Annotated in this window: 17 protein-coding genes and 1 tRNA gene; 7 read left to right on the top strand and 11 right to left on the bottom strand. The window is 69.3% G+C overall.

The features are described from left to right. Positions 1 to 223: 223 nt before the first annotated feature. On the top strand, positions 224 to 1,303 hold the full coding sequence (locus tag ACIOGX_RS15215; protein ID WP_401913453.1) for a C40 family peptidase: 1,080 nt from the start codon (positions 224 to 226) through the stop codon (positions 1,301 to 1,303). A gap of 330 nt (positions 1,304 to 1,633) precedes the next feature. Further along, positions 1,634 to 2,740 carry a winged helix DNA-binding domain-containing protein gene (locus ACIOGX_RS15220; RefSeq protein ID WP_401913455.1) on the top strand — a complete coding sequence of 369 codons (1,107 nt, stop codon included), beginning with the start codon at positions 1,634 to 1,636 and terminating at the stop codon, positions 2,738 to 2,740. A gap of 466 nt (positions 2,741 to 3,206) precedes the next feature. On the opposite strand, the gene ACIOGX_RS15225 is transcribed toward ACIOGX_RS15220, so the two are convergent. The 5 genes from ACIOGX_RS15225 to ACIOGX_RS15245 all read right to left on the bottom strand — a co-directional run bounded on the left by ACIOGX_RS15225 (position 3,207) and on the right by ACIOGX_RS15245 (position 10,686). After that, positions 3,207 to 3,437: a hypothetical protein gene (locus ACIOGX_RS15225; protein ID WP_401913458.1), complete on the bottom strand. Its 231-nt coding sequence runs from the start codon at positions 3,435 to 3,437 to the stop codon at positions 3,207 to 3,209. 78 nt (positions 3,438 to 3,515) lie between these two features. After that, positions 3,516 to 7,409: a hypothetical protein gene (locus ACIOGX_RS15230; protein ID WP_401913461.1), complete on the bottom strand. Its 3,894-nt coding sequence runs from the start codon at positions 7,407 to 7,409 to the stop codon at positions 3,516 to 3,518. Further along, positions 7,406 to 7,831 (bottom strand): hypothetical protein, encoded by a 426-nt coding sequence (locus tag ACIOGX_RS15235; RefSeq protein ID WP_401913464.1) that lies wholly within the window; start codon positions 7,829 to 7,831, stop codon positions 7,406 to 7,408. The genes ACIOGX_RS15230 and ACIOGX_RS15235 overlap by 4 nt, the downstream gene beginning before the upstream one ends. Before the next feature lie 22 nt (positions 7,832 to 7,853). Next, complete coding sequence (locus ACIOGX_RS15240) at positions 7,854 to 10,073, bottom strand: PQQ-binding-like beta-propeller repeat protein (RefSeq protein ID WP_401913467.1); 2,220 nt, start codon at positions 10,071 to 10,073, stop codon at positions 7,854 to 7,856. Between the two features lie 10 nt (positions 10,074 to 10,083). Next, positions 10,084 to 10,686 carry a toll/interleukin-1 receptor domain-containing protein gene (locus tag ACIOGX_RS15245; protein ID WP_401913470.1) on the bottom strand — a complete coding sequence of 201 codons (603 nt, stop codon included), beginning with the start codon at positions 10,684 to 10,686 and terminating at the stop codon, positions 10,084 to 10,086. Between the two features lie 124 nt (positions 10,687 to 10,810). On the opposite strand from ACIOGX_RS15245, the gene ACIOGX_RS15250 reads away from it, so the two are divergent. Next, complete coding sequence (locus ACIOGX_RS15250) at positions 10,811 to 11,983, top strand: multiprotein-bridging factor 1 family protein (protein WP_401913473.1); 1,173 nt, start codon at positions 10,811 to 10,813, stop codon at positions 11,981 to 11,983. An 880-nt stretch (positions 11,984 to 12,863) separates the two neighbouring features. Here ACIOGX_RS15250 and ACIOGX_RS15255 read toward each other — a convergent pair. From ACIOGX_RS15255 to sucC, 6 genes are all read right to left on the bottom strand, one after another. After that, a complete protein-coding gene (locus ACIOGX_RS15255; RefSeq protein WP_401913476.1) occupies positions 12,864 to 13,013 on the bottom strand; it encodes a hypothetical protein in 150 nt (49 codons plus the stop codon). Between the two features lie 19 nt (positions 13,014 to 13,032). Then, positions 13,033 to 13,197 (bottom strand): hypothetical protein, encoded by a 165-nt coding sequence (locus ACIOGX_RS15260; protein WP_401913479.1) that lies wholly within the window; start codon positions 13,195 to 13,197, stop codon positions 13,033 to 13,035. A gap of 156 nt (positions 13,198 to 13,353) precedes the next feature. Continuing rightward, positions 13,354 to 13,441: transfer RNA gene (locus tag ACIOGX_RS15265), tRNA-Leu, on the bottom strand. A 269-nt stretch (positions 13,442 to 13,710) separates the two neighbouring features. Further along, positions 13,711 to 15,267: an aldehyde dehydrogenase family protein gene (locus ACIOGX_RS15270; RefSeq protein ID WP_401766642.1), complete on the bottom strand. Its 1,557-nt coding sequence runs from the start codon at positions 15,265 to 15,267 to the stop codon at positions 13,711 to 13,713. A gap of 93 nt (positions 15,268 to 15,360) precedes the next feature. After that, positions 15,361 to 16,296 carry a succinate--CoA ligase subunit alpha gene (gene sucD, locus ACIOGX_RS15275; protein WP_356509987.1) on the bottom strand — a complete coding sequence of 312 codons (936 nt, stop codon included), beginning with the start codon at positions 16,294 to 16,296 and terminating at the stop codon, positions 15,361 to 15,363. 36 nt (positions 16,297 to 16,332) lie between these two features. Next, a complete protein-coding gene (gene sucC, locus ACIOGX_RS15280; protein WP_401913482.1) occupies positions 16,333 to 17,466 on the bottom strand; it encodes an ADP-forming succinate--CoA ligase subunit beta in 1,134 nt (377 codons plus the stop codon). Between the two features lie 216 nt (positions 17,467 to 17,682). Between sucC and frc the strand changes: the two genes are divergently transcribed. The 4 genes from frc (at position 17,683) to ACIOGX_RS15300 (ending at position 24,118) form a co-directional block, all read left to right on the top strand. After that, positions 17,683 to 18,948 carry a formyl-CoA transferase gene (frc, locus tag ACIOGX_RS15285; protein WP_356509991.1) on the top strand — a complete coding sequence of 422 codons (1,266 nt, stop codon included), beginning with the start codon at positions 17,683 to 17,685 and terminating at the stop codon, positions 18,946 to 18,948. A gap of 2 nt (positions 18,949 to 18,950) precedes the next feature. After that, the gene (locus tag ACIOGX_RS15290) at positions 18,951 to 21,089 is read left to right on the top strand and encodes an acetate--CoA ligase family protein (protein WP_401913485.1); all 2,139 of its coding nucleotides are present in this window, start codon (positions 18,951 to 18,953) and stop codon (positions 21,087 to 21,089) included. 240 nt (positions 21,090 to 21,329) lie between these two features. After that, positions 21,330 to 22,718, top strand: a complete 1,389-nt coding sequence (locus ACIOGX_RS15295; RefSeq protein WP_356509994.1) for an OFA family MFS transporter — start codon at positions 21,330 to 21,332, stop codon at positions 22,716 to 22,718. Further along, a complete protein-coding gene (locus ACIOGX_RS15300; protein ID WP_356509995.1) occupies positions 22,718 to 24,118 on the top strand; it encodes an OFA family MFS transporter in 1,401 nt (466 codons plus the stop codon). Before ACIOGX_RS15295 ends, ACIOGX_RS15300 begins: the two co-directional genes overlap by 1 nt. The last annotated feature ends 95 nt before the right edge of the window (positions 24,119 to 24,213 follow it).

Genomic DNA, 24,213 nt, shown 5'->3' on the forward strand with positions numbered 1-24,213 from the left:
TACCCGCGCCACCACGACGAGGTCGGGGCCATCGCACGCTCCCTGGAACTGCTGCGCCAGCAGCTCCAGGAGCAGCGCAGGCGCGAAGGCGCGCCACCGGCCCTCGCCGACAGCACACCAGGGCCACCGGCGCTGTTGCACGCACGGCCCGTGCCGTCCTGACCGCGGGCATCCCGCTCGGCGCCCCTCCGCCTGAACCCCCCACACACGGAGCAGAATCCTCATGAGTGCCAAGTCCAAGCGCGGCCGTCCCGTCCTGCACGGCGTGACCGTACTGGCGCTGCTGGCCGGCAGCGCGTATCTCACCGTCGAACTCCGCGAGGACGAACAGGCGAAGCTGCCCGCCGTCCAGGCCATCACCGACATCCCCCACCTGAGGTCGGGGTCCGCCAGGACCGCCGGGGAGCAGCACTGGGAGCGGCTGAGGAACCCGGACCGCTCGGTGCTGCGGATCGGCATCGGCGGCATACTCGCCACCTTCACCGACGGCGCCCGTACGGCCACGCTCACCGGCCCCAGCCGTACCTTCGACGAGCCGGCCAACACATCGTCCCGGGTGGTCACCGAGAACTGGGTACGGCTGATGCCGGAGGCGTGGGCGAAGGGCGCCGAGAAGGAACAGTGGTTCAAGGACTGGTTCAAGGAGTACTACGGCAGCGAGCGGGACGACCTCTTCGCGATCGCGTTCCAGTACGTCGAGGGCGCGCCGGTCAGGAAGGACGACGAGGACGTCCCGTACGCGGGCGACGCCCACTACGGTCCGCTCGCCCCGGACGTCGGCCCCGGCGAGGGCGCGCGGCTCGAAGAGTCCGACTTCTACGACTACTTGGGCATCCCGTACACCTTCCCCGACGGCACCACCGGGAAGCCGGAGGCCGCGCGCTACCGCGCGATCGACTGCTCGGGCTTCGTCCGGACCGTGTTCGGCTACCGGGGCCGCTACCCGCTGGCGGCGGCCGACGGCACCGGCGACGGCATGGCGCGCACCGCCAACGGCATGGCGCGCTCCGCGGTGGGCGTGGACATCATCAACGTGTCGGGCCCCGCGCCGCGTTACGAGCGCCCGGAGTCCATCAGTGAGCTCCAACCCGGCGACCTGGTCTTCTTCAAGACCGACGCGCGGACGGCGTCCCGCCTGGACCACACCGGCATATACCTGGGCCCGGACACCGACGGGAACCAGATGTTCCTGTCGAGCAGGAAGGAGGTGAACGGTCCGACGATGGGCGACGAGGGAGGCACCTCCCGTCTGAACGGCCACGGCTACTACGCGAGCGCGCTCCGCAGCGCGAAACGCCTCTGATCCGGCCGGCGTTCCAGGACGTGGAGGGGGTCCGGGCGGCCCGGCCGGGCTCGCCGCGCGCTGCTCGCCGCGCGCTGCTCGCTGGGCGCCGGACTGCCGGGGCGGAACCTGCCCGCAGTACAGGACACACCCTGTCCGCTACCGCTGCCATGGTGGTACGCGAGCCGTTCGGGTGGCATCGCCTCTGGTCGCTGGGCGCCTGGCACGCCCGTGCCGTCCGGACCGCCGCGCTCACACGGGCGGCCCCGGACGGCGCGGGCACCCGGCACGTACAGAAACAGAAACGGAAGGAAACGGGTCACCGTGCGCATGCGGAAGCCGGGACGGACCATGACGGTGCTTGACGCGCGTGCCCTCAACCGCGCCACCCTCGCCCGCCAGCACCTGCTCGAGCGCGGCGATATCTCCGTGGCGGAGGCGGTGGCCCACCTGTGCGGCCTACAGGCGCAGGAGCCTCAGGAACCCTTCACCGGGCTGTGGTCCCGCCTGTCCGGCTTCAAGCCCGGACAACTGGACGACGCACTGACCGGCCGCACGGTGGTGCGCACCCACCTGATGCGCCGTACCGTCCACCTCGTCACCGCTGACGACGCGCTCGCCTGGCGCGCCCGCCACGACACCATGCTGCGCGGGCGAGTCCGGGGAACCTACCGGCGCGAACTGGCCGGCATCGACGTGGACGAGGTCGCCGCCGCCGGCCGCGCGGTCATGGCCGACCAGCGGCCCCGCACCATGGCCGAGCTCGTACAGGCCCTCGAAGACCGCTGGCCCGGCCCACCGCGCCGCGCCCTGGGCGAGCTGCTCGTCGCGGCGCTCATCCCCATGGCCCAACTCCCGCCGCGCGGCCTGTGGCACCGGACCGCCGGCGTACGCAACCTGCCGTTGGGCACCTGGCTGGAACGGGACATCGACCCCCTGCCCGCCGACGACACCGATCCGGTCGGGCAGCAGTTGCTGCGCCGCTACCTCGCCGCCTACGGCCCCGCCGCCACCGCGGACCTCCGCGCCTGGTGCGGCCTCGCCGGACTTCCCGCCGCCATCAAAGCCGCCAGGGAGGAACTCGTCGTCTTCCGCGACGAACGCGGCCGGGAACTGCTCGACCTGCCCGACGCACCCCGCCCCCACCCCGACACCCCCGCCCCCGTCCGGTTCCTCCCGGCCTTCGACAACGCCATCCTCGGCTACCACGACCGCAGCCGGATCATCGACGCCGCCCATCTCGGTCTGTCCGTCGCGGGCCACCGCACCGTCCTGGTCGACGGACGCGTCACCGCCACCTGGACCACGCGCGACCACCACCTCCGCATCAGCCCCCTGCGCCCTCTCACCGCCCCGGAACAGGAAGCCGTTCACACCGAGGCCCAGGACCTGATCTCCTTTCTGGACAAGGACATCGAGCACATCCACCTCGACCTCGACCTCGACACCGAGAACTGACGATCGCGAGTTCGCCGCTCCCACAAGGGAAGTCGATGCGGATCGTTCGGGGTTTCGAGGCGATCTCGTGCACGAGCTCTGCCGTGGGAACCAGACGCCCGAAGGGCCGGCCCACTCGCCGTACCCAGCCGTGATACCGCGCCCACTCGGCCGGTTCCCCCGTTCTCGGCGAGGTACTGGGCGTCTGGGGTCGTCGGTCCCGAACTCCGCGGTCCTGTCCGCTTCCGCGACGTCGGCTGCCTCCAGTTACGGAAGCGCCGGCCGCGCCCGCCAGGTACCGAGGGCACGCCGCGGCCGGCTCATACCCCGCCACCGCAGCCGCCTCCGCATGAACTGGACGCGCCGACGCCGCCGTCGTTGGCCCAGCCGGTGGCAGGGGCACGGTCCGTACCGGCAGCCCGCTCCGCCCGAGGGACGCGGACCTGCGCCCGGGTGACGCAGCGCTCGCGTGGCGTCCGTGACCAGCTCACTGCGAGGTTTCCTCAACTCGTCGGCGAGATGGGGGTGTTCGTGGACCGAACCCCTGGATCTGGGTGGTCCGACCCGGACTCCGCTCCACCTCCGTAGGCACGTGGTCGATCTGGGTCAGCAGTGCATCGAAGGTCAGCACCGCGTCGGCCAGGTCCAGCGGGTCCAGCAGCGGGCGGAACGCGGTGATTTCGTTGCTCTTGGCATCGACCTCACGCTGGGCAAGCACGATGCCGTCGGCGCGCAGTGCGGACAGCAGGTGGACGGTTCCGTGGGAGCCCGGGGTGAGATTCCCCGGGCGACCCGACTACTCGGTGGTCATACAGGGTGGAGCGTACGGCAGTTGGAGAACGTATCGGCTCCATTGCGGCCGGCTCAGGGCGCCGGAGCTCGCGGCGCAGATACGGCTGATGGCGGTCTCGACGTTCAGATCCCAGAGCGTGGCCACGCCGTCGTCGGTGGTGGCGGCCAGGGTGCGACTGTCCGGGCTGAACGCCAGAACGGCGACGAATCCGGTCTCCACGGTCAGCGGCCGGCCGATGGGGGTGGGGTGGTCAGGATCGGTGACGTTCCACAGATTGATGGTGCCGTTGTCGGTGTGGCCGGCCGCTGCGAGGGTGCGCCCGTCCGGACTGAACGCCACCGACCACAGGCTGCCGCCGGGCACGGTCAGGGGACTGCCCCTGCGCGTGAGGTTGTTGGGGTCCGTGGCATCCCACAGGGTGACTGTGCCGCGGTCGTTCCCGGTGACGAGCGTGCGGCCGTCCGGGCTGAACGCCACCCAGGTGCTGGTGGCGGTCGGCTGGTCGATCGGCTTCCCGATGCGCACCCCGGGGTCGGTCGTACTCCACAGGCCGACCTCGCCGTTGCTGCCGTCGCCGCCGGCCGCCAGGATCGTGCCGTCGCGGCTGAACGCCAGGGACTGGACTGACCTCGTGTGGTCATTGGAGATGTCGGACTGGGCGACGGGGTTCGCGGGGTCGCTCACATCCCACAGAGCGATGCTGCCATCCTCGTCGTCACCGGCCGCGGCCAGGGTGTGGCCGTCCGGGATGAACGCTAGGGAGAAGATGAGCCCGTCCGCCCCTGTGAGGGTCTCACGGAGGCGTACGGGATGGCTCGGGTCGACGGTGCTCCACAACGTGACGATGCCGCCGCTGTCGCCTGCGGCCAGGGTGCGCCCGTCCGGGCTGAACGCCACGGCGTTGACCGGGTCCTTTGGGCCGGTGAGCGGATCACCGCGGGGAGCGGGGCTGTTGGGGTCGGCGGTGTTCCACAGCGAGACAGTGTTGTTCTGGTTTCCGGCGGCCAGGGTGCGTCCGTCGGGGCTGAACACCACGGATGCCACATTGCCGCCGGCGCCGATGATCCGGGTCGGCGGCAGACTCCACAGATCGACGTTGCCGTCGGCGTTCCCGGCGGCGAGGGTGCGGCTGTCGGGGCTGAACACCACGTCGGTCACCGCGTCGCCGGGACCGGTCAGCGGCCGGCCCAGAGGGCCGATTTTCTTGGGGTGGGTGACGTTCCACAGATGGATGGTCCGGTCGGCGCTGCCGGCCGCCAGGGTGTGACCGTCCGGGCTGAACGCCACCGACATGACGGGCTGGGCGGGACCCGTCAGCGGCTTGCCCAGGGGGGCGGGGTGGCCGGGGTCCGTGACCTTCCACAGATGGACCGTGCCGGGGCTGGATCCGGCGGCCAGGGTGTGGCCGTCGGGACTGAACGCCAGGGAGTTGACGGGATGCCCGGCCTTCAGGGAACGGCCGCGGACGGGGTGGGCCGGGTCGGTGGTGTTCCACAGGCGGATGGTGCCGGCGTCGTCGTCGCATGCAGCGGCCAGGGTGTGACCGTCGGGGCTGAACGCGACCCGATGGGAGAAGACGTCGGGGCAGTCGAGGTTCAGGGGCGCTTTCGCGGGCTTGACGTCGTCGGGGTGGGTGACGTCCCACAGGCTGACGAGTCCGGTGTGCCGTCCGGCGGCCAGGGTGTGACCGTCGGGACTGAACGCCAGCGATTCGATGGAGCCCAAGGCGTCAAATCCCTGAACGGCGGGACTCTCCGGCCGGCCGAGCAGGACGGGGTGGCTGGGACTGGTCAGGCTCCACAAGTCGACGAATCCGCCGGAACCGGCATCGCCTTTGTCACTGGTGTGGCCGCCGACGGCCAGCACCTGGCCGTCCGGGCTGAACTCGAGCGACAGGATCGAGTTCACGGAACGGTCCACGGGCACGGGCTTGCCCAGCGCCACCGGACGGCCCGGATCGGAGACGTCCCACAGACGGACGAGGTTCTGGTGGACGTTCCCGGCCGCCAGCATGTGCCCGTCGGGGCTGTAGGCCACGGTGTACACCGCGCCGCGCGGGCCGGGAAGCCGGGTGGCAAGCGGGGTGTTCTGGGTCGTGATGAGCCGGGACGCCGCCTCCGGGTTCGGGTCCATGCGATAGGCGGTCAGCGCAAGCTGGGCGGACAGCGAGGGATCGGTCGGGCCCAGTTGCACGGACGCGGAGGTGACGGCGGCGTTGATGGCCTGGTCGCGGGAGTGCAGGGCCTTGGTGGCGGCGTCCCGGGCGCGGGCCTCCTGCCGGAAGGCGAACACCGCGGCCAGCGAGGCGACCACGGCCAGGGCGGTGATGGTGGCGACCGCGCCGCGCCGGAGCCGTTGCCCGCGCCGCTGGTGGTGACGGGCGGCCGTCAGAAAGGCCCGTGCGACGCTGCTGAGTTCCTGCTCGTGCGTTTCGGCCCAGACGAGGGCGGCTTCCAGGCGGTTGCCGCGGTACAGCGCGGCTGCCTCCCGGCTTGCCTGTTCCCAGAGGGCGGCCGCCTCTTCCAGATCCTGTCGTACGAGGTTCCCGTTGCGGTCGTGCTCGATCCAGTCCCGCAGCCGGGGCCAGGCGCGGATGAGCACCTCATGTGTCATCACCACCGTGTCCTGATCCCGGGTCAGCAGCCGGCCACGAGTGAAGTCGTCCAGGACTCTTACGGCCGCTTCCCGGTCCGGCGCGTGACGCAGCAGCTCGTCGTACCGGACGCGCCGACGGGTGTCGTCGGCGTCGCGGCCCACGATGACGAGCCGCAGGAACAGCCACCGTGCGGCCTCGTGGCAGGGCGGCGGCAGGGTGTCGTAGAGCCTGTTCGCCGTCATGGCGATGGCGCCCTGGATGCCGCCGGTGACGCGGTACCCGTCCACGGTGAGCGTGTAGCCGTGGCGCTGCTGCCAGGTGGCCCGCAGCGCGTGTGCGAGCAGCGGCAGCCGGCCCGTGGTGCTCGCCCCGACGGGTCCGCCGACCGTGCCCAGCTCCGTCAGCAGCACCTCGACCAGGCCGTCTTCGACGTCGAGTCCCACGCTGCCTGCCGGGCGGCGGATCGCGTCCTTGAGTTCGCTCTCCGTCATCGGCTCCAGCAGGACCGGTCCGGCCCGGAGCGCCGCCCGGAGCTGCGGATGGGCCGTGCACGCGGCATAGAAGTCCGCGCGTACTCCCAGTACCACGACCGCCCCGCCCGTGGGCTTGGCCAGACGGTCGAGCAGTTCGATGAGCCACTGCCGGTCGGTCTCGTCGCCGCAGGCCGTGAAGATCTCCTCGAACTGGTCGACCACGACGACCAGGCCCGCGGAGGGGGACTCCCCGGTGGGCGCCGGATCGCCGGCTCCGGTGATCTCACGCAGCTCGGCCAGGCACCGCGCGGGATCGGCCCGCCACGCCGGTGCCGTTCGCCGGGCGGTCTCGGCGTCGAGCCCGGCGGCAACCGCCAGTGCCAGGGGCGGGGATGCCGTCGGGGTGAACAGCAGCCGCGGCCAGGTGCTGGACCCCGCCACGGGAAGCCGGCCGTCGTCCAGGGCCGGCAGTACCCCGGCCGCGAGCAGGGACGACTTCCCGGCCCCCGAGGGGCCGATCAGCACCAGCGGGCCGCCCTCACGCATCCGGGCGTCCATCCGCTCGCACACGAGGTGGACCATGCGCTCACGGCCGTAGAACCACTGCTTGTGCTCCTCGTCGAACGGGACCAAGCCCGGGTACGGGCACGGCACGTCGTCGGCGCCGGGGCCGGGCACGGTTCTGCGCCCTTCGTCGCCCAGGCGAACGTGGATGTCGCGGCCGGCCATGAAGGCGCTGCCGCCGCCGGTTACGTTCGCCTCCTGACTCTTCGGCCGCCAGAGGGGCGGCCTGTCCGGAGGCGAGGCACCGGTACTGCGTTCCGTCACGCCTCTCCGCCCCTGGTGACGTTCATGTCCCGGCCGGCCATGAACGCGTCGCCGCCGGAGACGTGTGCCTCCAACGCCATCGAGCCCGTGATCTGCTGTTCCGGGGTTCCGGCAGCGCGCAGTTCTCCGCCGAACAGCGCGCGCAGCTCATCGACGGCATCCGGCCGCGTGGCCACGAGCCGGATGATGCGGGCCTGCCACTCGGCGACCAGCAGCCCCTGGAGCTCCTCGCCGTCGCCCGTCTGCCGTGCCTGAAGCAACTCGCCGCGTGCATCGGCGAGTTCTTCCTCGACGCGCTCCGGGTGCGCGGACCGCCACAGCGACAGCACCGAGGACTTGACCGCGGCCCAGCCGTCCGTCGCGAGCAGATCGATCAGGCGCGCCGCGGCCACCGACGCCAGGCCGGCAAGTTCCACACTCATCTCCATGTCTTCTCCTTGTCCCTTACCGTCCGTGGGCCGCGATCGCGGTCATGGTCAGGTGGGAGGCGATGAACACGTGGTCGCCGCCCACCGTCCACATGAACCCCACGTCCGGCTGCCCGGGGTCCCTGTATTTCCACCGGGCCCTGCCCGTGGCCGCGTCGATGGCCCACAGCGTCTTGGCGCTGTCAGTGGCGAAGACGGTGTCGGCCGAACACTGCGCGTTCTTGCCGCCCAGATTGAGAGAGGCGTTGAACAGGTTGGAACCGCCCATGTCGTTGGCGCCGTCGAGCCTCGCGACCCACTTGAGAGTGCCGTCGGCCGTGTCCAGGGCGGCCAGGTCGCTGCCGACCGGTACGTAGACGGTCGCGCCGTCCTGGCTGGAGAACGGGGTGCCGATCTTGACCTGGTCCCCGTTCTTCGCATCGAAGCGCTGATGCCATTTCTCGCGGCCCGTGGCCGCGTCGACGGCGAACAGCGTGTTGCCGTTGCCGCCGGCGAACAGGAACAGCCCGGCGGCGTAGCACGTCAGCGGCCAGCCCATGGTGAAGTAGAACGAGGCGTGCGGGACGGACACCTTCCAGCCGCGGGCGCCTTTCCTGTCGGCGTCGATCATCTGGACGCGGCCGGGTTTCTTGCCTGGGACGGCCGAGGTGGCCAGCAGGTGAGAACCGGAGGACGGCACGAGCACGTTGTTGATGTCCGTGCCCTTGACCTGCCACAGCAACTTGCCAGTAGCGGTGTTGAACGCACGGATGTAGCCGGTGGTCGGAGACTTGGCCGAGAACTTCCCGTCGAGCTTACGCACCTGCCCGCACACATAGACCGTGTCCCCCGCGACTGCCACATAGTTGCTCGGGTACATCGACACAATCGTGGCGCCGCCAGGATCGTAGGCCGAAAGGTTGGTCGCCCACTTCGCCTTCCCGCCGACGGTGTCGAACGCCGCCAGCACGCCTGACTGACTCGGTGTGTCGCAGAGCAGGTAGAACACTCCGTCCGCGTACGCCGTCGGGTACTTGCCGCTGCCCGCGCGGAAGGCGTTGGTCGTGTTCAGGGGATCGAACGCGGTCTTCCCGGTTTCGGCGTCCAGGAAGGACGTGGCCGTGTCCGTGACCACCATGACCACCTTGTCGGACGCTTCCAGGCAGGTAGGGGCGTTCTTTCCGGCTCCCGACCATGCTTTGACGGCGTCGGGTCCGGCCAGAACGACCGGTTCCGGTCCGTCCGTCGAGGACGGTGACGCGGAGGACGTGGATCGCCCGCCTGACGGAGGGGCCGGCCGTGCGGTGGACCCGGGCCCGCCGGCCCGGCCGTCGGCTGCCGGTGACGAGTCGCCGGAAAAGGCGAGTGCCGCCGCGGTTCCGCCGAGTACGGCCACGCCCCCGGCCAGACCGATGATCAGCTTCCGGCGGCTGACTCCCGTGCCGGCGGCGATCACCGGCTGCGGAGGAAACGGGGCCCGGTCGTCGCCCCCTGAGGACGCCGATCCCACCGCCACGGTCATGGCGGCCATGTCGGAAGTCACCGCCGGCGGCAGCCAACTGCCCCCCAGGGCCGGCAGGTTCTGATGCCTCAGGTAGTCGACGAGTTGCTCCGCGGTGGGACGCTCCGGCGGTTCCGGGTACCGACAGCCGCCGATCACCTCGCGCAGCGACACGGGGAGGGCGCCCGTGTCCGGCTCACCTCCGGAAGCTGCGAACAGCACGGTCGACCCGAGGTCGAACATGTCGTCCGTCGGCGAGGGCGCCGGACCGCCGGTGGCTCCCGCACACCCCACGGCGGTGATGCGGGGCCCGTCCATGGTCAGCAGCACCGAGTCCGGGCTCACCCCGCCGTGGATCGTCCCGGCCGCGTGGACTGCGGCCAGCGCCCGGGCGAGGCCGTCGGCGAGCACCCGCAGAGCCGGTTCGGACAGCGGGCCGTGCCGGTCCACCACCTGCCGGAGCGGCAGTCCGGCGGTGAACTCGGTCGCCAGCCAAGGAACCGGCGCGTCGGCGTCGGCATCCACCACCGGTACGAGGTAGGCACTGGACAGCGTCCGTGCCGCCTCGACGGCAGCTCGGAACCGGTCCCGGAACCCCGGTTCCGCGGCGAGTTCGGGCCCCACGACCGTGACCGTGACGAGCAGCCCCTCGTCCGTGCGGGCCGCGAACACTTCGCTCCCGCCGACCGTGCTCTGCCTTCCGAGCAGTGCGTACGGCCCGATCCGATAAGCACCGTCTACTCCGGAATGATCCATCGTCCGCCCCTCACGCCAGCCTGATCGTCTGATCACGCGCCGCCTGGTAGGCGCTGCCGCCGCCGGACACATGGGCCGTCATGGTCGTTGACGGCTCAGGATCTGCGGCCGGCGCCGTGCCGCGCCCAGGGTCGACAGCGGTATCGGTATCGGACAGGAGAGCGGTCACCGCGTCGCCCAAGTGCTTTAGCCCGTCCGGCAGATGGGTCTCCGGAACGCGGAGGAACTGCAGGCGCGCCAGCTCCGCGATCTCGGTCGGCAGCGCAGAGGCGTCGGGCAGCATCGTCGCGTCTCCCAGAAGGACCGGGACGATACGGTTTCCCGCCCGTAGAGCCGTCGCGATCTCCAGGCGGACCCAGTCGTGAGCCCGGTCCAGGAGCCGCACACCGTCCTCGCCTCGCGCGTCGAGCCACCCTGGCCCGATCAGTACGCACATGAGCTCGCACTCGGCGGCCTGCCGCCGCAGGATCTCGGCGAAATCGGCCCCGGGCGGTATCGACTGGCCCGACTTGAAGATCTCGTTGGCACCTAAGCGGTCGGACAGCGCGCGGTAGACGCGGTCTCGTATCCACCGGGAGTCCGGTTTACGAAAGCTGAGGAAGATGCGCGGCACAATTGCCCCCTTTACGGCAAGCCTTGACGTCAGGAATCGTGCTCACCCTAGGGGTGGAGTACGCGCTCGGTGGCTATTCGCCGGGGATTGAATAGCGGCCACAAGGCTCCGTACGCTGGCGGGTATGGATCCGGCGGACAGCACGGCAGAGAGATCGACCAGCACGCGCCTGCCGCCGGGCGACTTCGGCGTCGTCCTGGCCACACTCCGCGCGCGTCGGGGGTGGAGCGTGCGCGAGTTCGCCCGGCGTGCGAACGTGTCCGAAGGGCAGATCTGCAATCTGGAAAGCGGGTTACGCAACCCGACGCCCGCTGTGGCCACGGCATGCGACGCGGCCCTCGGCACCGGCGGAGAACTCGTCGAGCTGGCCGGGGCAGGCCGCTGCGGCGCCCGGCCCGAGGGCGTCGTCGAGGCCGGCCCCGTGGTCACCGGCTACGAGCGGGTCCTGTTGGAGCTGAAGGACATCGGCAGATCCACCGGACCGAGGTTCGTCACCGCTTCGATGAAGTCGATCTCGCGGACCCTGACGGACGCCGGACCGCACGCCGTTGGCGAGCAGCGTGCCGAGATCTGGCTGCTGGCCTCGAGGTTCGCCGAATACGCGGGGTGGATGGCACAAGAGGCGGGAAATCCCGCGGAGGCGTTGCGCTGGACGAATCTCGCTGTTCGCTGGGGCGCACACGGCGGGGACGAAACGGTGGCCGCGTACGCCCTGGTCCGCAAGGCGTTCATCGCCCAGCACCGCGGTGACACCTGTGCGGCGATCGGATTCGCTGACCAGGCGGCCGGGCACCCGGCGGCCAACCCGGTGATCCGCGCGCACGCCGCGCGACGTGCCGCCCAGGGGCATGCGCGCCGTGGCGATGCGGAGGCCTGCCAGGAGGCACTGGAGCGGTTCAGAAGCCACGCCGTCGAGGCCATCGGCGACCGGACCCCTCACTGGGGCCCGCGCATCGAGAACGGCAACCCTCGGCTCATCGAGGCGTCCTGCATGCTCAGCCTCCGTCGATTCGAGCTGGCCGCCGACCTTTTCGCCGCCGAGCACCGGCAAGCCGTCCCGGCGGACAGCAACTCCCAGGCCCGCTTCTCGGTTCGGCAGGCGACAGCCCTGGCCGGTGCCGGCCACCTCGACGACGCCTGTCAGATCGTCGAGGCCACGCTGCCCGTGATCAAATGCATCGACTCGGCCACCGTCCGCGCGGAACTCGGCCGTTTCGTGGAACAGGCCCGAACCAGGAGAGCCAGCCCGGGCCAACTCGCCCTCATCGACGCATCGGCCGCCCTATCGATCGGCTGACAGTCGCGATCGGCTGGCGGTACGGACAGATCTAGTAGTCGGGTCGCCCGGGGGTATCTCACTCCGGGCTCTCACGGCGCTGCGCGGCGACGGCATCGTGCTTGCCCAGCGCGAGGTCGATGCGGCTGGACCCGCTGGACCTGGCCGACGCGGTGGTGACCTTCTTAACGCGAAGGGGGTCTCCTCAAACCGTTCCCCCTCGCCGCCTGATGCGAGATCTCCAACCATGCTGCCACTAAGACTTACTGCCTGGACAGCCCAGTGCGCCACGCGGCACTGACACCTCGCCACGGCCTTCCTCGGAAGGGTGGCATCGCCCATGGGAGGGGGCAAGGTTCGTCGACGCGGCTACCAGGCAACGTCTGAAGTCCGAAGCTCTCGGTGAGCTCCAGGTCGATGCCCTCCGGTCAGGAGCCTCCGGCTCCGGTCCGCGCTGCTCAGGCACACTGGAGGAATTCCACAACTCACGCGGCGCGTCCTGGAGCTGGGACACCTCGGGTGGGTCCGTCAATACGCCATCAGCTCGAAAACGCTGTCGGGGCACAGGACACACCGCAACCAGATCCTCGGCCCTTTCCCCCCGGACCCGGCCCCCGGCCTGAGGTATGGCTCCACTGGGACCACAGAACCGTTCAGCAGTGCGGCCCGGAGGCATTGCTGCGCTCCCGCATGGGCTTTCTCACTCGTGCGCCCGGCAACTGCTTCTGCACCCACCTTTCGCGGGAACGCCAGCTCCCTCGCTCGGCGTACGGCGGTTCGAGCAAGCTCCGATACACGAGAAGATCACCGGTCGGGGACCCACCGCCCCTGCCTGCCTGACAGCAGTCGGTCAACGTACGTCGGACGACGGAGACCTCCGCGAGCTCCTGCTTCGGCAGTGTCAACTGCTGTTCACCCTGAAGCGGCGAAACAGATCCGGCAGGAACTGCTGCAGCAGGGTCCGGGCGTCATCGATCAGCTTGAGTTCATCGTGGCCGAAGCGGAACACCTCGTACTCCCGCAGCTTTAGCTCCCTGTCGGCGCCGACCATTGCCGCGTACTTGGCGGTATCAGGGGGTACGGCCGCAGTCGCGGGTGAAGTGCTGTGATCCGTCGACCTCCAGCACGACCCGCTGTCCGTGGGGCAGCAGCAGGAGGAAGTCCATGCGGGAGCGCAGCAGCGCTTCCGGGCCGCGCTGGTGAACCGTTTTGTGGTCCCAGTGAAGCCGTCCCACCAACACCAATGGGATGAACCGGTCAAACGACGCCGCCGGGCTTCGTCAGCTGACCCCTGCGGAACAAGATCCCGAACAAACGAAGAACTCCCAGCCCGGACGAATCCGTACTGGGAGTTCTGTGAAACCAAACGGGGTAATTACGTGAATTACCCCTGGTGTCCGAGGGGGGACTTGAACCCCCACGCCCGATAAAGGGCACTAGCACCTCAAGCTAGCGCGTCTGCCATTCCGCCACCCGGACGAGTGGTCTGACCGCGGTGCGTACCCGCGGCGACAGGGACAACGATACCAGGGGATCGAGGTGGCTCTCACCCGTATATCCGGTGGTCAGGGCTCCATGGCCGGCCACCCTCCGGAGCTCCGGACCCCCTGCGCGGGGTGCCCCGAGGGGGTCGGTACGGTACGTCGCCGGACCGGCACGGAACGTCGTCACGACGGGGAGCCGCGCGAGGATGTGGGGTGCCGAGCGCTCCCCGCCGGGGGGACCGGGAGCGCTCGGCACCGGAGGGGTTATGGCATCAGGTGGTAATCCGGGAAGTTGCCCGGCGGGCGCTCTCCCGAGGGGCCGTCCGTCACCGCTCGTACGAGCAGCTCACCGCCGACGAACGCGCCGCGCCAGGAGTGGCCGAAGCCGCCGAAGAGCTCGTCGCGGTCCCCGCGGGAGCGGGGTTTGCCGTGGCCGGTCTTGAAGGCGCGGATCTGCGGGGAGAGCCGCGCGTAGGTGGCCGGGTCGTCGGTGGAGAGGGTCGCGACGAGGGCGCCGTTCGAGGCGTTCATCGCGGCCAGCAGTTCCGCCTCCGTGTCGACCAGGACGATGGTGTCGACCGGGCCGAAGGGTTCCGCGTGGTGCAGCGGGGAGGACGGGGGCGGGTTGAGCAGTGTGACGGGCGGGAGATAGGCGCTGGTGTCCTGGCCGGGCAGGAACAGTCCCTCCTCCAGTGCTCCCTGGTGCAGCGGGACGGCGCCGCGGCTGATCGCCTCGGACACCTGGTCGTTCAGTTCCTTGGCCTTGGCCGCGTTGATGAGCGGTCCGAAGTCCAGCTCCGGGAGCGGGTCGCCGGGGCGCTCGACCGCGAGGGGGTGACCCAGGCGGATGGAGCGTACGGCGGGAAGATACGCGGCCAGGAAGTCCGCGAAGAGCGAGCGCTGGACCACGAAGCGTGGGTACGCCGTGCAGCGCTGCTTGCCGTAGTCGAAGAGTTTGGGGATGACTCCGGTCAGTGAGGGCCAGTCGCTGAAGTTCCAGATGCCCCAGGTGTTCAGGCCCTCCTGTTCGAGGATATGCCGTTTGCCCAGGTCAGCGACTGCGGTGGCGATCCTGGCGCCGGTGTCGCGGCCTCCGACGAAGGAGACGCAGCCGATCTCGGGCGCGCGCACGAGCGCCTCGGAGAGTTCGCCGCCGCTGCCGCTGACCAGCGTGAGGGGGATGCCCTCGCGGACGGCGAGCGCGCAGGCCAGGGTCAGACAGGCCACTCCCCCGTCGGTCGGCGCCTTGGCGATCACCGCGTTGCCGGCCAGGGCCTGCACCAGCATCGCGTGGATCAGTACGGACATCGGATAGTTCCAGCTGGCGATGTTGGAGACGGGGCCCGCCAGCGGGGTCCTGTCCGCCAGCATCGGTTCGACACCGTCCACGTACCAGCGCACACCGTCGATCGCGCGATCGACGTCGGCCTGGGCGAGCCGCCACGGCTTGCCGATCTCCCAGACGAGGAGGAGGGCGAGCAGTTCACGGTGTTCGGTGAGCGCGTCGAGCGTGGCCGTCACACGGGCCTTGCGCTCGGCCAGCGGGACATCGCGCCAGGCGCGGTGGGCGTCCAGGCAGGCGCGCACCGCCCGCTGGGCGGTTTCGGAGTCGAGTCGGGGCGGGCCCGCGATGGGGCTGCCGTCGACCGGGCTGGTGGCGGGCACCGCACGGCCGTCGGACTGCCAGGCGGCGGCCCAGAGGTTGCGCACACGGTCGTCCTCGAACGCCTCGGGGGCCACCGCGAGGCAGCGCTCCCAGGCGTCCGACCAGGCTGTGCCCGGCTTGAGTATCAGTTGGGGTGTGGTGAGGGTGGGTGCCATTGAGGGTCTCCGCTCTAGAGGGGCGGGAGTTGCATGGCTCGGCTCTCGTCCGAAGTGAATCGTGAACCGGATGGGGGGAGGCACACACTCCCTTCAATTATGAGCGACGTCACGTGACGTCGCGAGGTGGTCGAGCACCAGCCGCGCGGTCTCCGAGGGGGTCGAGCCGACCCGCACGCCGACCGCCTCCAATGCCTTCTTCTTGGCCTCCGCGGTGCCGGAGGAACCGGAGACGATCGCGCCGGCGTGTCCCATCGTCTTGCCTTCCGGCGCGGTGAATCCGGCGATGTAGCCGATGACCGGCTTGGTGACGTGCTCGGCGATGTAGGCCGCCGCGCGTTCCTCCGCGTCGCCGCCGATCTCCCCGATGAGAACGATCAGTTCTGTGTCCGGGTCGTCCTCGAAGGCGGCGAGGCAGTCGATATGGGTGGTGCCCACGACGGGGTCGCCGCCGATGCCGACCGCCGAGGAGAAGCCGGTCTCCCGCAGCTCGTACATGAGCTGGTAGGTCAGGGTGCCGGACTTGGAGACGAGTCCGATCCGGCCGGGCTTGGCGGCGATGTCCGCCGGGATGATGCCGGCGTTGGACTGCCCGGGGCTGATCAGTCCGGGACAGTTGGGGCCGACGATCCTGGTGCCGCGCTCCCTGGCGTACGCCTGGAAGGCGACGGCGTCGTGGACGGGGATGCCCTCGGTGATCACGACCGCGAGCCCGATCCCGGCGTCCGCGGCCTCGATGACCGCGGCCTTGGCGAACGGCGGCGGTACGAAGACGACGGTGACGTCCGCGCCCGTCGCCGCCATGCCCTCGCCCACCGAGCCGAAGACGGGGACGGTCCGGGGGATACCTCCCCGGCCCCCGGGACCGTCGGAGACGTCGAACTCGACGGTGCGGCCCGCCTTGCGCGGGTTGACGCCGCCGACGATGTCGGTCCCGGCGGCGAGCATCCGCCGGGTGTGTTTCATGCCCTCGCCGCCGGTCATGCCCTGGACGAGGACCTTGCTCTCCTTGGTCAGGAAGATCGCCATGGTCTGTCGCTCCCTTGTCCGGCGTCGGTCCGACGCCTATCCGACATTCGCCAGTACGGCGGCCTGCCGGGCCGCCCCGTCCATGGTGGTGACCTGTTCCACGAGTGGATGCGCGCGGTCCGCGAGGATCGCGCGGCCACGGGCCGCGTTGTTGCCGTCGAGGCGCACCACGAGCGGCTTGGTCAGCCGCACGGAGTCCAGGGCCTGGACGATGCCCTCGGCGACGGCGTCGCAGGCCGTGATGCCGCCGAAGACGTTCACGAACACGGAGGTGACCGCCGGGTCGGAGAGGATGACGGACAGGCCGTCCGCCATCACCTGGGCGGACGCCCCTCCCCCGATGTCGAGGAAGTTGGCGGGGCGCGCGCCGCAGCCGGCGACCACGTCGAGGGTGGACATGACGAGGCCGGCGCCGTTGCCGATGACGCCCACCTCGCCGTCGAGCTTCACGTAGTTGAGCCCCTTGGCCGCCGCGGCGGCTTCCAGCGGGTCGGCGTGTTCGTCGTTCTCACGGTCGCCCCAACGCGATTGGCGGAAGCGAGCGTTGTCGTCAAGTGTGATTTTGCCGTCGAGGGCGAGAATCAGCCCATCTTCGGTACGGACCAATGGGTTGACTTCGACCAGAAGGGCGTCCTCCCGGACCATCACCCGCCACAGAGCCCGGAGTACGGGGATGGTCTCGGGCGGTAGCTGAGCGGCCTTCGCGATCTCCGCCGCCTTTGCTTCCGTGACCCCTTCCGCGGGGTCCACGGGGATCCGCGCCACCGCCTCCGGGCGGCTGCGCGCGATCTCCTCGATCTCCATGCCGCCCTCGGCCGAGGCGATCGCGAGGAAGGTGCCCGCGGCCCGGTCGAGGACGTAGGAGACGTAGAACTCCGATGCAATATGCACTGGTTGAGCGAGCATCACCTTCCTGACGACGTGGTCCTTGATGGTCATGCCAAGGATCTGACGGGCTGTCAATTCGGCTGCCGCCGGGTCGGTCGCGAGCTTCACTCCGCCCGCCTTGCCCCGGCCTCCGGTCTTCACCTGGGCCTTGACGACCACCCGGCCACCGAGCCGTTCCGCGGCGAACCGGGCCTCCCTCGCCAGCTCCACCACTTCGGCCTCCGGCACCGCGATGCCATGGTCCGCGAAGAGTTCCCTTGCTTGGTGCTCGTACAGATCCATGTCGGCTCCCTTTTGACGAAAGTGCCGCACGCCCCCTGGACACCATCCACTGGATGCGGGATAACAAGCTTCATACAGTATTCGTCGACTGTATGCAATGTACCGAGAGGGCGACAGCCCTCCCCTATGCGAAGGGACAGGGGCCTCCTCATGCCGACCGAAGCGCACGCCCCCGTACCCATGGACCAGACCAGGTACAAGAAGAGGAGCCCCTCCATGCCCCAGGCTCTTGAGACCCCTCGGACCACCGCGTCGGCCAAGGCACTGTCCGGCGTGCGGGTACTGGACATGACGCATGTTCAGTCCGGCCCCTCCGCGACCCAGTTGCTCGGCTGGCTCGGCGCGGACGTGCTGAAGGTCGAGGCTCCGACCGGCGACATCACCCGTAAGCAGCTGCGCGACATCCCCGATGTCGACTCGCTGTACTTCACGATGCTCAACTGCAACAAGCGGTCCGTCACCCTCAACACCAAGACCGAGCGCGGCAAGGAGATCCTCACCGAGCTGATCCGCCGCTCCGATGTCATGGTGGAGAACTTCGGCCCCGGCGCCGTGGACCGTATGGGGTTCACCTGGGAACGCATCCAGGAGATCAACCCGCGGATCGTCTACGCCTCCATCAAGGGCTTCGGCGAGGGTCCGTACACCAACTTCAAGGCGTACGAGGTCGTCGCGCAGGCCATGGGCGGCTCGATGACCACCACGGGTTTCGAGGACGGGCCCCCGCTCGCCACCGGCGCGCAGATAGGCGACTCGGGCACCGGCATCCACGCCGTCGCCGGCATACTCGCCGCGCTCTTCCAGCGTGAGCACACCGGACGCGGCCAGCGTGTCAATGTCGCGATGCAGCACGCCGTGCTCAACCTCTGCCGCGTCAAGCTCCGCGACCAGCAGCGGCTGGCGCACGGACCGCTCGCGGAGTACCCCAACGAGGACTTCGGCGACGACGTGCCGCGCAGCGGCAACGCGAGCGGCGGCGGACAGCCCGGCTGGGCCGTCAGATGCGCGCCGGGCGGCCCCAACGACTATGTGTACGTGATCGTCCAGCCGGTCGGCTGGCGGCCGGTCACCGAGCTGATGGGCCGGCCCGAGCTGGCGGACGACCCCGAGTGGGCGACCCCGGAGGCCCGGCTGCCCAAGCTCGGCAAGATGTTCCAGCTCATCGAGGAGTGGACGAGCACGATCCCCAAGTGGGAGGTGCTGGAGAAGCTCAACGCCCACAACATCCCGTGCGGCCCGATCCTCTCCACCAAGGAGATCATCGAGGACGCCTCCCTGGCGGCCAACGAGATGGTCGTCGAGGTCCCGCACCCCCAGCGCGGCACGTTCACCACGGTCGGCAATCCGCTGAAGCTCTCCGACTCCCCTGTCGACGTGGTCACTTCACCCCTTCTCGGTGAGCACAACGAAGAGGTGTACGTCGGCGAGCTGGGGCTCGACGCCGAGGAACTGCGCCTGCTCAAAACGGACGGAGTCATCTAGCGGTGGACACCACTGAGGAGTGTCAGAAGGCCGTACGCGCCGTCCTGGACGCCGCGCTGGCCGAGGGACGTACGGCACTGACCGCGCCCGAGGGCAAGACCGTCACCGACGCGTACGCCATCCCCACCCCGGCGGAGGGGCTGGCCGAGTGCGCCGACGAGGCGGTGGCCCTCGCCGACCGGATCGGTTTCCCGGTCGCGCTGAAGATCGTCTCGCCGCAGATCACGCATAAGACGGAGGCGGGCGGCGTACGGACCGGTCTGCGCTCGACCGCGGAGGTGCGCGGGGCGTTCACCGGGATCGTCTCCAACGCACGGGCGTACGACCCGCAGGCACGGATCCTCGGCGTACAGGTGCAGCAGATGGTGCCGTCCGGCACCGAAGTGCTCGTCGGGACGGTCACCGACCCGACCTTCGGTCCGATCGTGGCGTTCGGTCTCGGCGGCATCCTGGTGGAGGTCCTCAAGGACGTCACGTTCCGGCTCGCGCCGGCGTCCAGGGACGAGGCGCTGTCGATGCTCGACGGGATCCGCGCGGCGGAGATCCTGCGCGGGGTGCGCGGCGGCGCGGCCGTGGACCGGGACGCGCTGGCCGATCTGGTGGTCAAGGTGTCACGGCTCGCGGCCGATTTCCCGGAGATCGCGGAGGTCGACCTCAATCCGGTGTTCGCCTCGGCGAGCGGGGTGATGGCGGCGGACGTGCGGATCCTGCTGGCGGACGAGGCACCGGTCAGGCGTCGTACGTACACCCGCGAGGAGATCCTCGTCTCGATGCGGCGGCTGATGAAGCCCGCCTCGGTGACGGTGATCGGGGCCTCGGGCGAGCCGGGCAAGATCGGCAACTCGGTCATGCGGAATCTGATCGACGGGGGATTCCCGGGAGAGATCCATCCGGTGAACCCCAAGGCCGATGACATACTCGGCCGTAAGGCGTACAAGAGCGTGATGGACGTTCCGGGCCAGCCCGATGTGGCGGTCTTCGCGATCCCCGCGGAGTCGGTGCCGGCGGCTCTGGAAGAGGCCGGCCGCCGGGGCATCCCGAACGCCGTCCTGATCCCCTCCGGCTTCGCCGAGACCGGCGAGCACGAACTCCAGGCGCGGATCGTGGCGATCGGCGAGGAGTACGGCGTACGGCTGCTCGGGCCGAACATCTACGGCTACTACTCCACCTGGCACGATCTCTGCGCCACCTTCTGCACCCCGTACGACGTTCGCGGCGGCGTGGCGCTGACCTCGCAGTCCGGCGGCATCGGGATGGCCATCCTCGGCTTCGCCAGGAGCACCGGGACGGGTGTCTCGGCGATCGTCGGCCTCGGCAACAAGTCGGACCTCGACGAGGACGATCTGCTGACCTGGTTCGGCGAGGACCCGAACACCGAGTGTGTCGCCATGCACCTGGAGGACCTGAAGGACGGCCGGGCCTTCGTGGCGGCGGCGCGCGCGACCGTGCCGAAGAAGCCGGTCGTGGTCCTCAAGGCGGGGCGTACGGCGGCCGGTGCCAGGGCGGCGGGCTCGCACACCGGCGCGCTCGCCGGTGACGACGCCGTGTACGACGATGTGCTGCGGCAGGCGGGCGTCATCCGGGCGCCGGGCCTCAACGAGATGCTGGAGTACGCGCGGGCGCTGCCCGTGCTCCCCACACCGCTGGGCGACAACGTCGTCATCATCACCGGCGCGGGCGGCTCGGGCGTACTGCTCTCCGACGCCGTCGTCGACAACGGCATGCGGCTGATGGAGATCCCGCCGGATCTGGACAAGGCGTTCCGCGCGTACATCCCGCCCTTCGGCGCGGCGGGCAATCCGGTGGACATCACCGGGGGCGAGCCGCCGGCCACGTACGAGGCGACGATCAGGCTCGGCCTCCAGGACCCGCGGATCCACGCGCTGGTGCTGGGCTACTGGCACACGATCGTCACTCCGCCGATGGCCTTCGCCGAACTGACGGCCCGGGTGGTCGCGGAGTTCCGGGCGAAGGGCATCCAGAAACCGGTGGTGGCGTCCCTCGCGGGCGACATCAAGGTCGAGGAGGCGTGTCAGTACCTCTTCGAGCGCGGCGTGGTGGCCTATCCGTACACCACCGAGAAGCCGGTCGCGGCGCTCGGCGCGAAGTACACCTGGGCACGGGCGGCGGGGCTGCTGTGACCCACTCACCAGACTTCCACCGGCGGGTCCGCGGGTCGTACCCCGGACATGACACCGCCGTGTGGACCCGAGCGGCGGGGCAGTTGACCGCGGCTCACCCGAAATTAGTGACGCATCGTCAGAATGATGCGGAGTTAACCCCGTTGGGAGGAAGTCGATGACCTGACCAAGTCGGGTGGCGCGAAAGTTTGGACAGGGGGCGCTGGCCAGTTCTTTCGATGCAAGGGGTGTCTACACCGCATGACAACCACTCAAGTCTCCAGCACTGTCGCCTTCAAGGAGGTGACGGACGGCAACGGCCGTGTGTACCGGATCGGCGAGACCGACCGGAGCATCATGGGCCGTCCGCGATGGACGATGGTTCTCTTCCCGTGGATCGGGATGATGGGCATCAGTTCGTCGGAGTACGCGTTCACCTCGGCGGAGGACACTCTGCACGAGGCCCATCTATGGAGCAGCGGGCACATATTCTGGCTGATGGGCGTCTGGATATTCTTCCAGGCGGCCGTGGCCTTCCCCGCGGGGCAGCTCCGAGAGAGCGGCAAGCTGCCCGCCCGGTACGCCATGATGCTCGGCGCGCTGGGTACTCTCCTCGGCTATATCTCACTGGCCTACGCGCCGCATGTGATCGTGGCGTACATCGGCTTCGGCATGTTCAGCGGCATCGGCGCGGGTCTCGTCTATGCCACCTGTGTGAACATGGTCGGCAAGTGGTATCCCGAGCGCAAGGGAGGCAAGACCGGCCTCGTCAACGGCGGTTTCGCCTACGGCTCGGTGCCCTTCGTCTTCCTCTTCACCTCGTACATGGACCTGAGCAACTACCAGACGGTGCTCGTGGCCGTCGGTGTCATCTGCTGTGTCGTGGTCGCGGTCGCGGGCTGGTTCTTCAAGGACCCGCCGAAGTACTGGTGGCCCACCGGCGCGGACCCGCTGAAGGTCTCGGACGACCCGAGGATCCGGCGCGCTCTGGAGAAGAACCCGCCGGCGGTGAAGCAGTACACACCGCGGGAAGCGGCACGGACACCCGTGCTGTGGATGATGTGGTTCTGCCTGCTCTGCACGGCCGGTATCAACATCTTCGGAATCGCCTTCCAGGTGCCCTTCGGCAAGGACATGGGGTTCGCGGGCGGGATCGTGGCCACCGCGATGTCGCTGAAGGCGATCGTGAACGGTACGGGACGCGGTGTCATCGGCTGGATCTCCGACCGGTACGGACGCCGTAACACCCTGATCTTCGTCTGCCTGGTCCTGGGCAGCGCGCAGTTCGGAGTGCTCGTCTCCGGCTCCATGGGCAGTATGCCGTTCTTCCTCTTCTGCTCGATGGTCTCCGGCTTCGGCGGCGGCGCGATCTTCCCGCTGTTCGCGGCGATGACGGCGGACTACTTCGGGGAGAACAACAACGCTTCCAACTACGGAATGGTCTACAGCTCCAAGCTCATCTCCGGCCTGGTCGGATCCGGCATGGGAGCCGTCGTGGTGGCCGCCTGGGACTACGAGGGCGCGTTCATCATCGCCGGCAGCATCGGACTTCTCTCAGCGATCCTGGCCCTCTTCCTCAAGGCGCCAGGACGGCCGGACAGCAAGAAAATCGAACCAAACCCGAACCCGATTGGCCGTGAAATCGCTTAATGTCAGCAGAACCTCTTTCCGGTAGGTCCGCGTCGGCTACGGCCGACGCGGGCTACCGCGAGATCACAGACGAACGTGGCCGTATCTACCGCATCGGCGAGACCGACCGACAGATACTGGGTCACTCCCGAAAGTTCATGGTGTACCTGCCATGGGCGGCCATGATGGCCATCAGCGTCTTCGAGTACGCCTTCGGTTCGGCCGAAAGCGTCCTCTCGGCGGCGCATGGCTGGTCCCAGAGCAACACCTTCTGGATCCTCAGTATCTGGGTCTTCTTCCAGGCGGGTGTCGCTTTCCCGGCAGGCTGGTTGCGGGAGAAGGGGATTCTGACAGCTCGCGCCGCCACGTTGATCGGCGCCGCTCTCTCCTTCGTGGGATTCCTCTCCATCTCACACTTCAACAACGTCTCGGCCGCGGTCCTCGGATTCGGGCTGCTCGGCGGTGTCGGTTCCGGCCTCGTCTACGCCACCTGCATCAATATGGTGGGCAAGTGGTTCCCGGAACGTCGTGGTGGAAAGACGGGCTTCGTCAACGGCGGATTCGCCTATGGCGCGGTGCCGTTCATCTTCATCTTCAACTACGCGTTCAACATCGGTAACTACCGGACGGTGCTGGACCTGATCGGGGTCTACGTCCTGGTCATCGTCGCCGTCTGCGCCCTGTTCTTCCGGGATCCCCCCAAGAACTGGTGGCCGGCGGACATCGATCCGCTGAAGATCCCGGCGGGCAGCAGGAACGCGACGACCCTGGCCAAGAACCCTCCGGCGGCCAAGCAGTACCGGCCCATGGAGGCCATCAGGACCGGCATGCTCCCGCTCATCTGGGTGCTGCTGGTGATCACCGCCGGTGTGTCCATCTTCGGTATCTCCTTCCAGGTGCCGTTCGCCAAGGACGTCGGGTTCGGACCGCTCGTCGCCGCCTCGTCGGCCGGTGTGCTGTCCGTCGTCAACGGCGTCGGGCGAGGAGTCGTCGGCTGGCTCTCCGACCTCTGGGGCCGCAAGATCACACTGATCTTCGTGATCACGGTGCTGGGGCTGGCGCAGTTCGGTGTCCTGTGGGCGGGCAACACGAAGAACGAGATCCTGTTCCTGGTGTTCGCCTTCATCTCCGGCTTCGGCGGCGGGGCGTTCTTCCCGCTGTTCGCGGCGCTCACGCCGGACTACTTCGGGGAGAACTACAACGCCACCAACTACGGTCTCGCCTACAGCGGCAAGCTGATCAGCGGGCTGTTCGGCGGCGGGCTCGGCGCGATGGCGGTCAACTCGTGGGGATACAACGGCGCGTACATCCTCGCCGGCGGACTCTCCCTCGTGGCGGCGGCCATGGCCATGCTGTTGCGGAACCCCGGACAACCGCGGGACGGGAGCACTCCCCCCGTACCGCAGCCTGCCGGGGGATGACCACGGACACGGCCCCGCTGCATTGATCACGAACGCGGCCCTCCCCGCGGCTCATGGCGAGCCGTGGGGAGGGCCGTCTTCGTCCGGTCACACCG

It is taken from the genome of Streptomyces sp. NPDC088147 (assembly GCF_044741565.1).
Classification (GTDB): domain Bacteria; phylum Actinomycetota; class Actinomycetes; order Streptomycetales; family Streptomycetaceae; genus Streptomyces.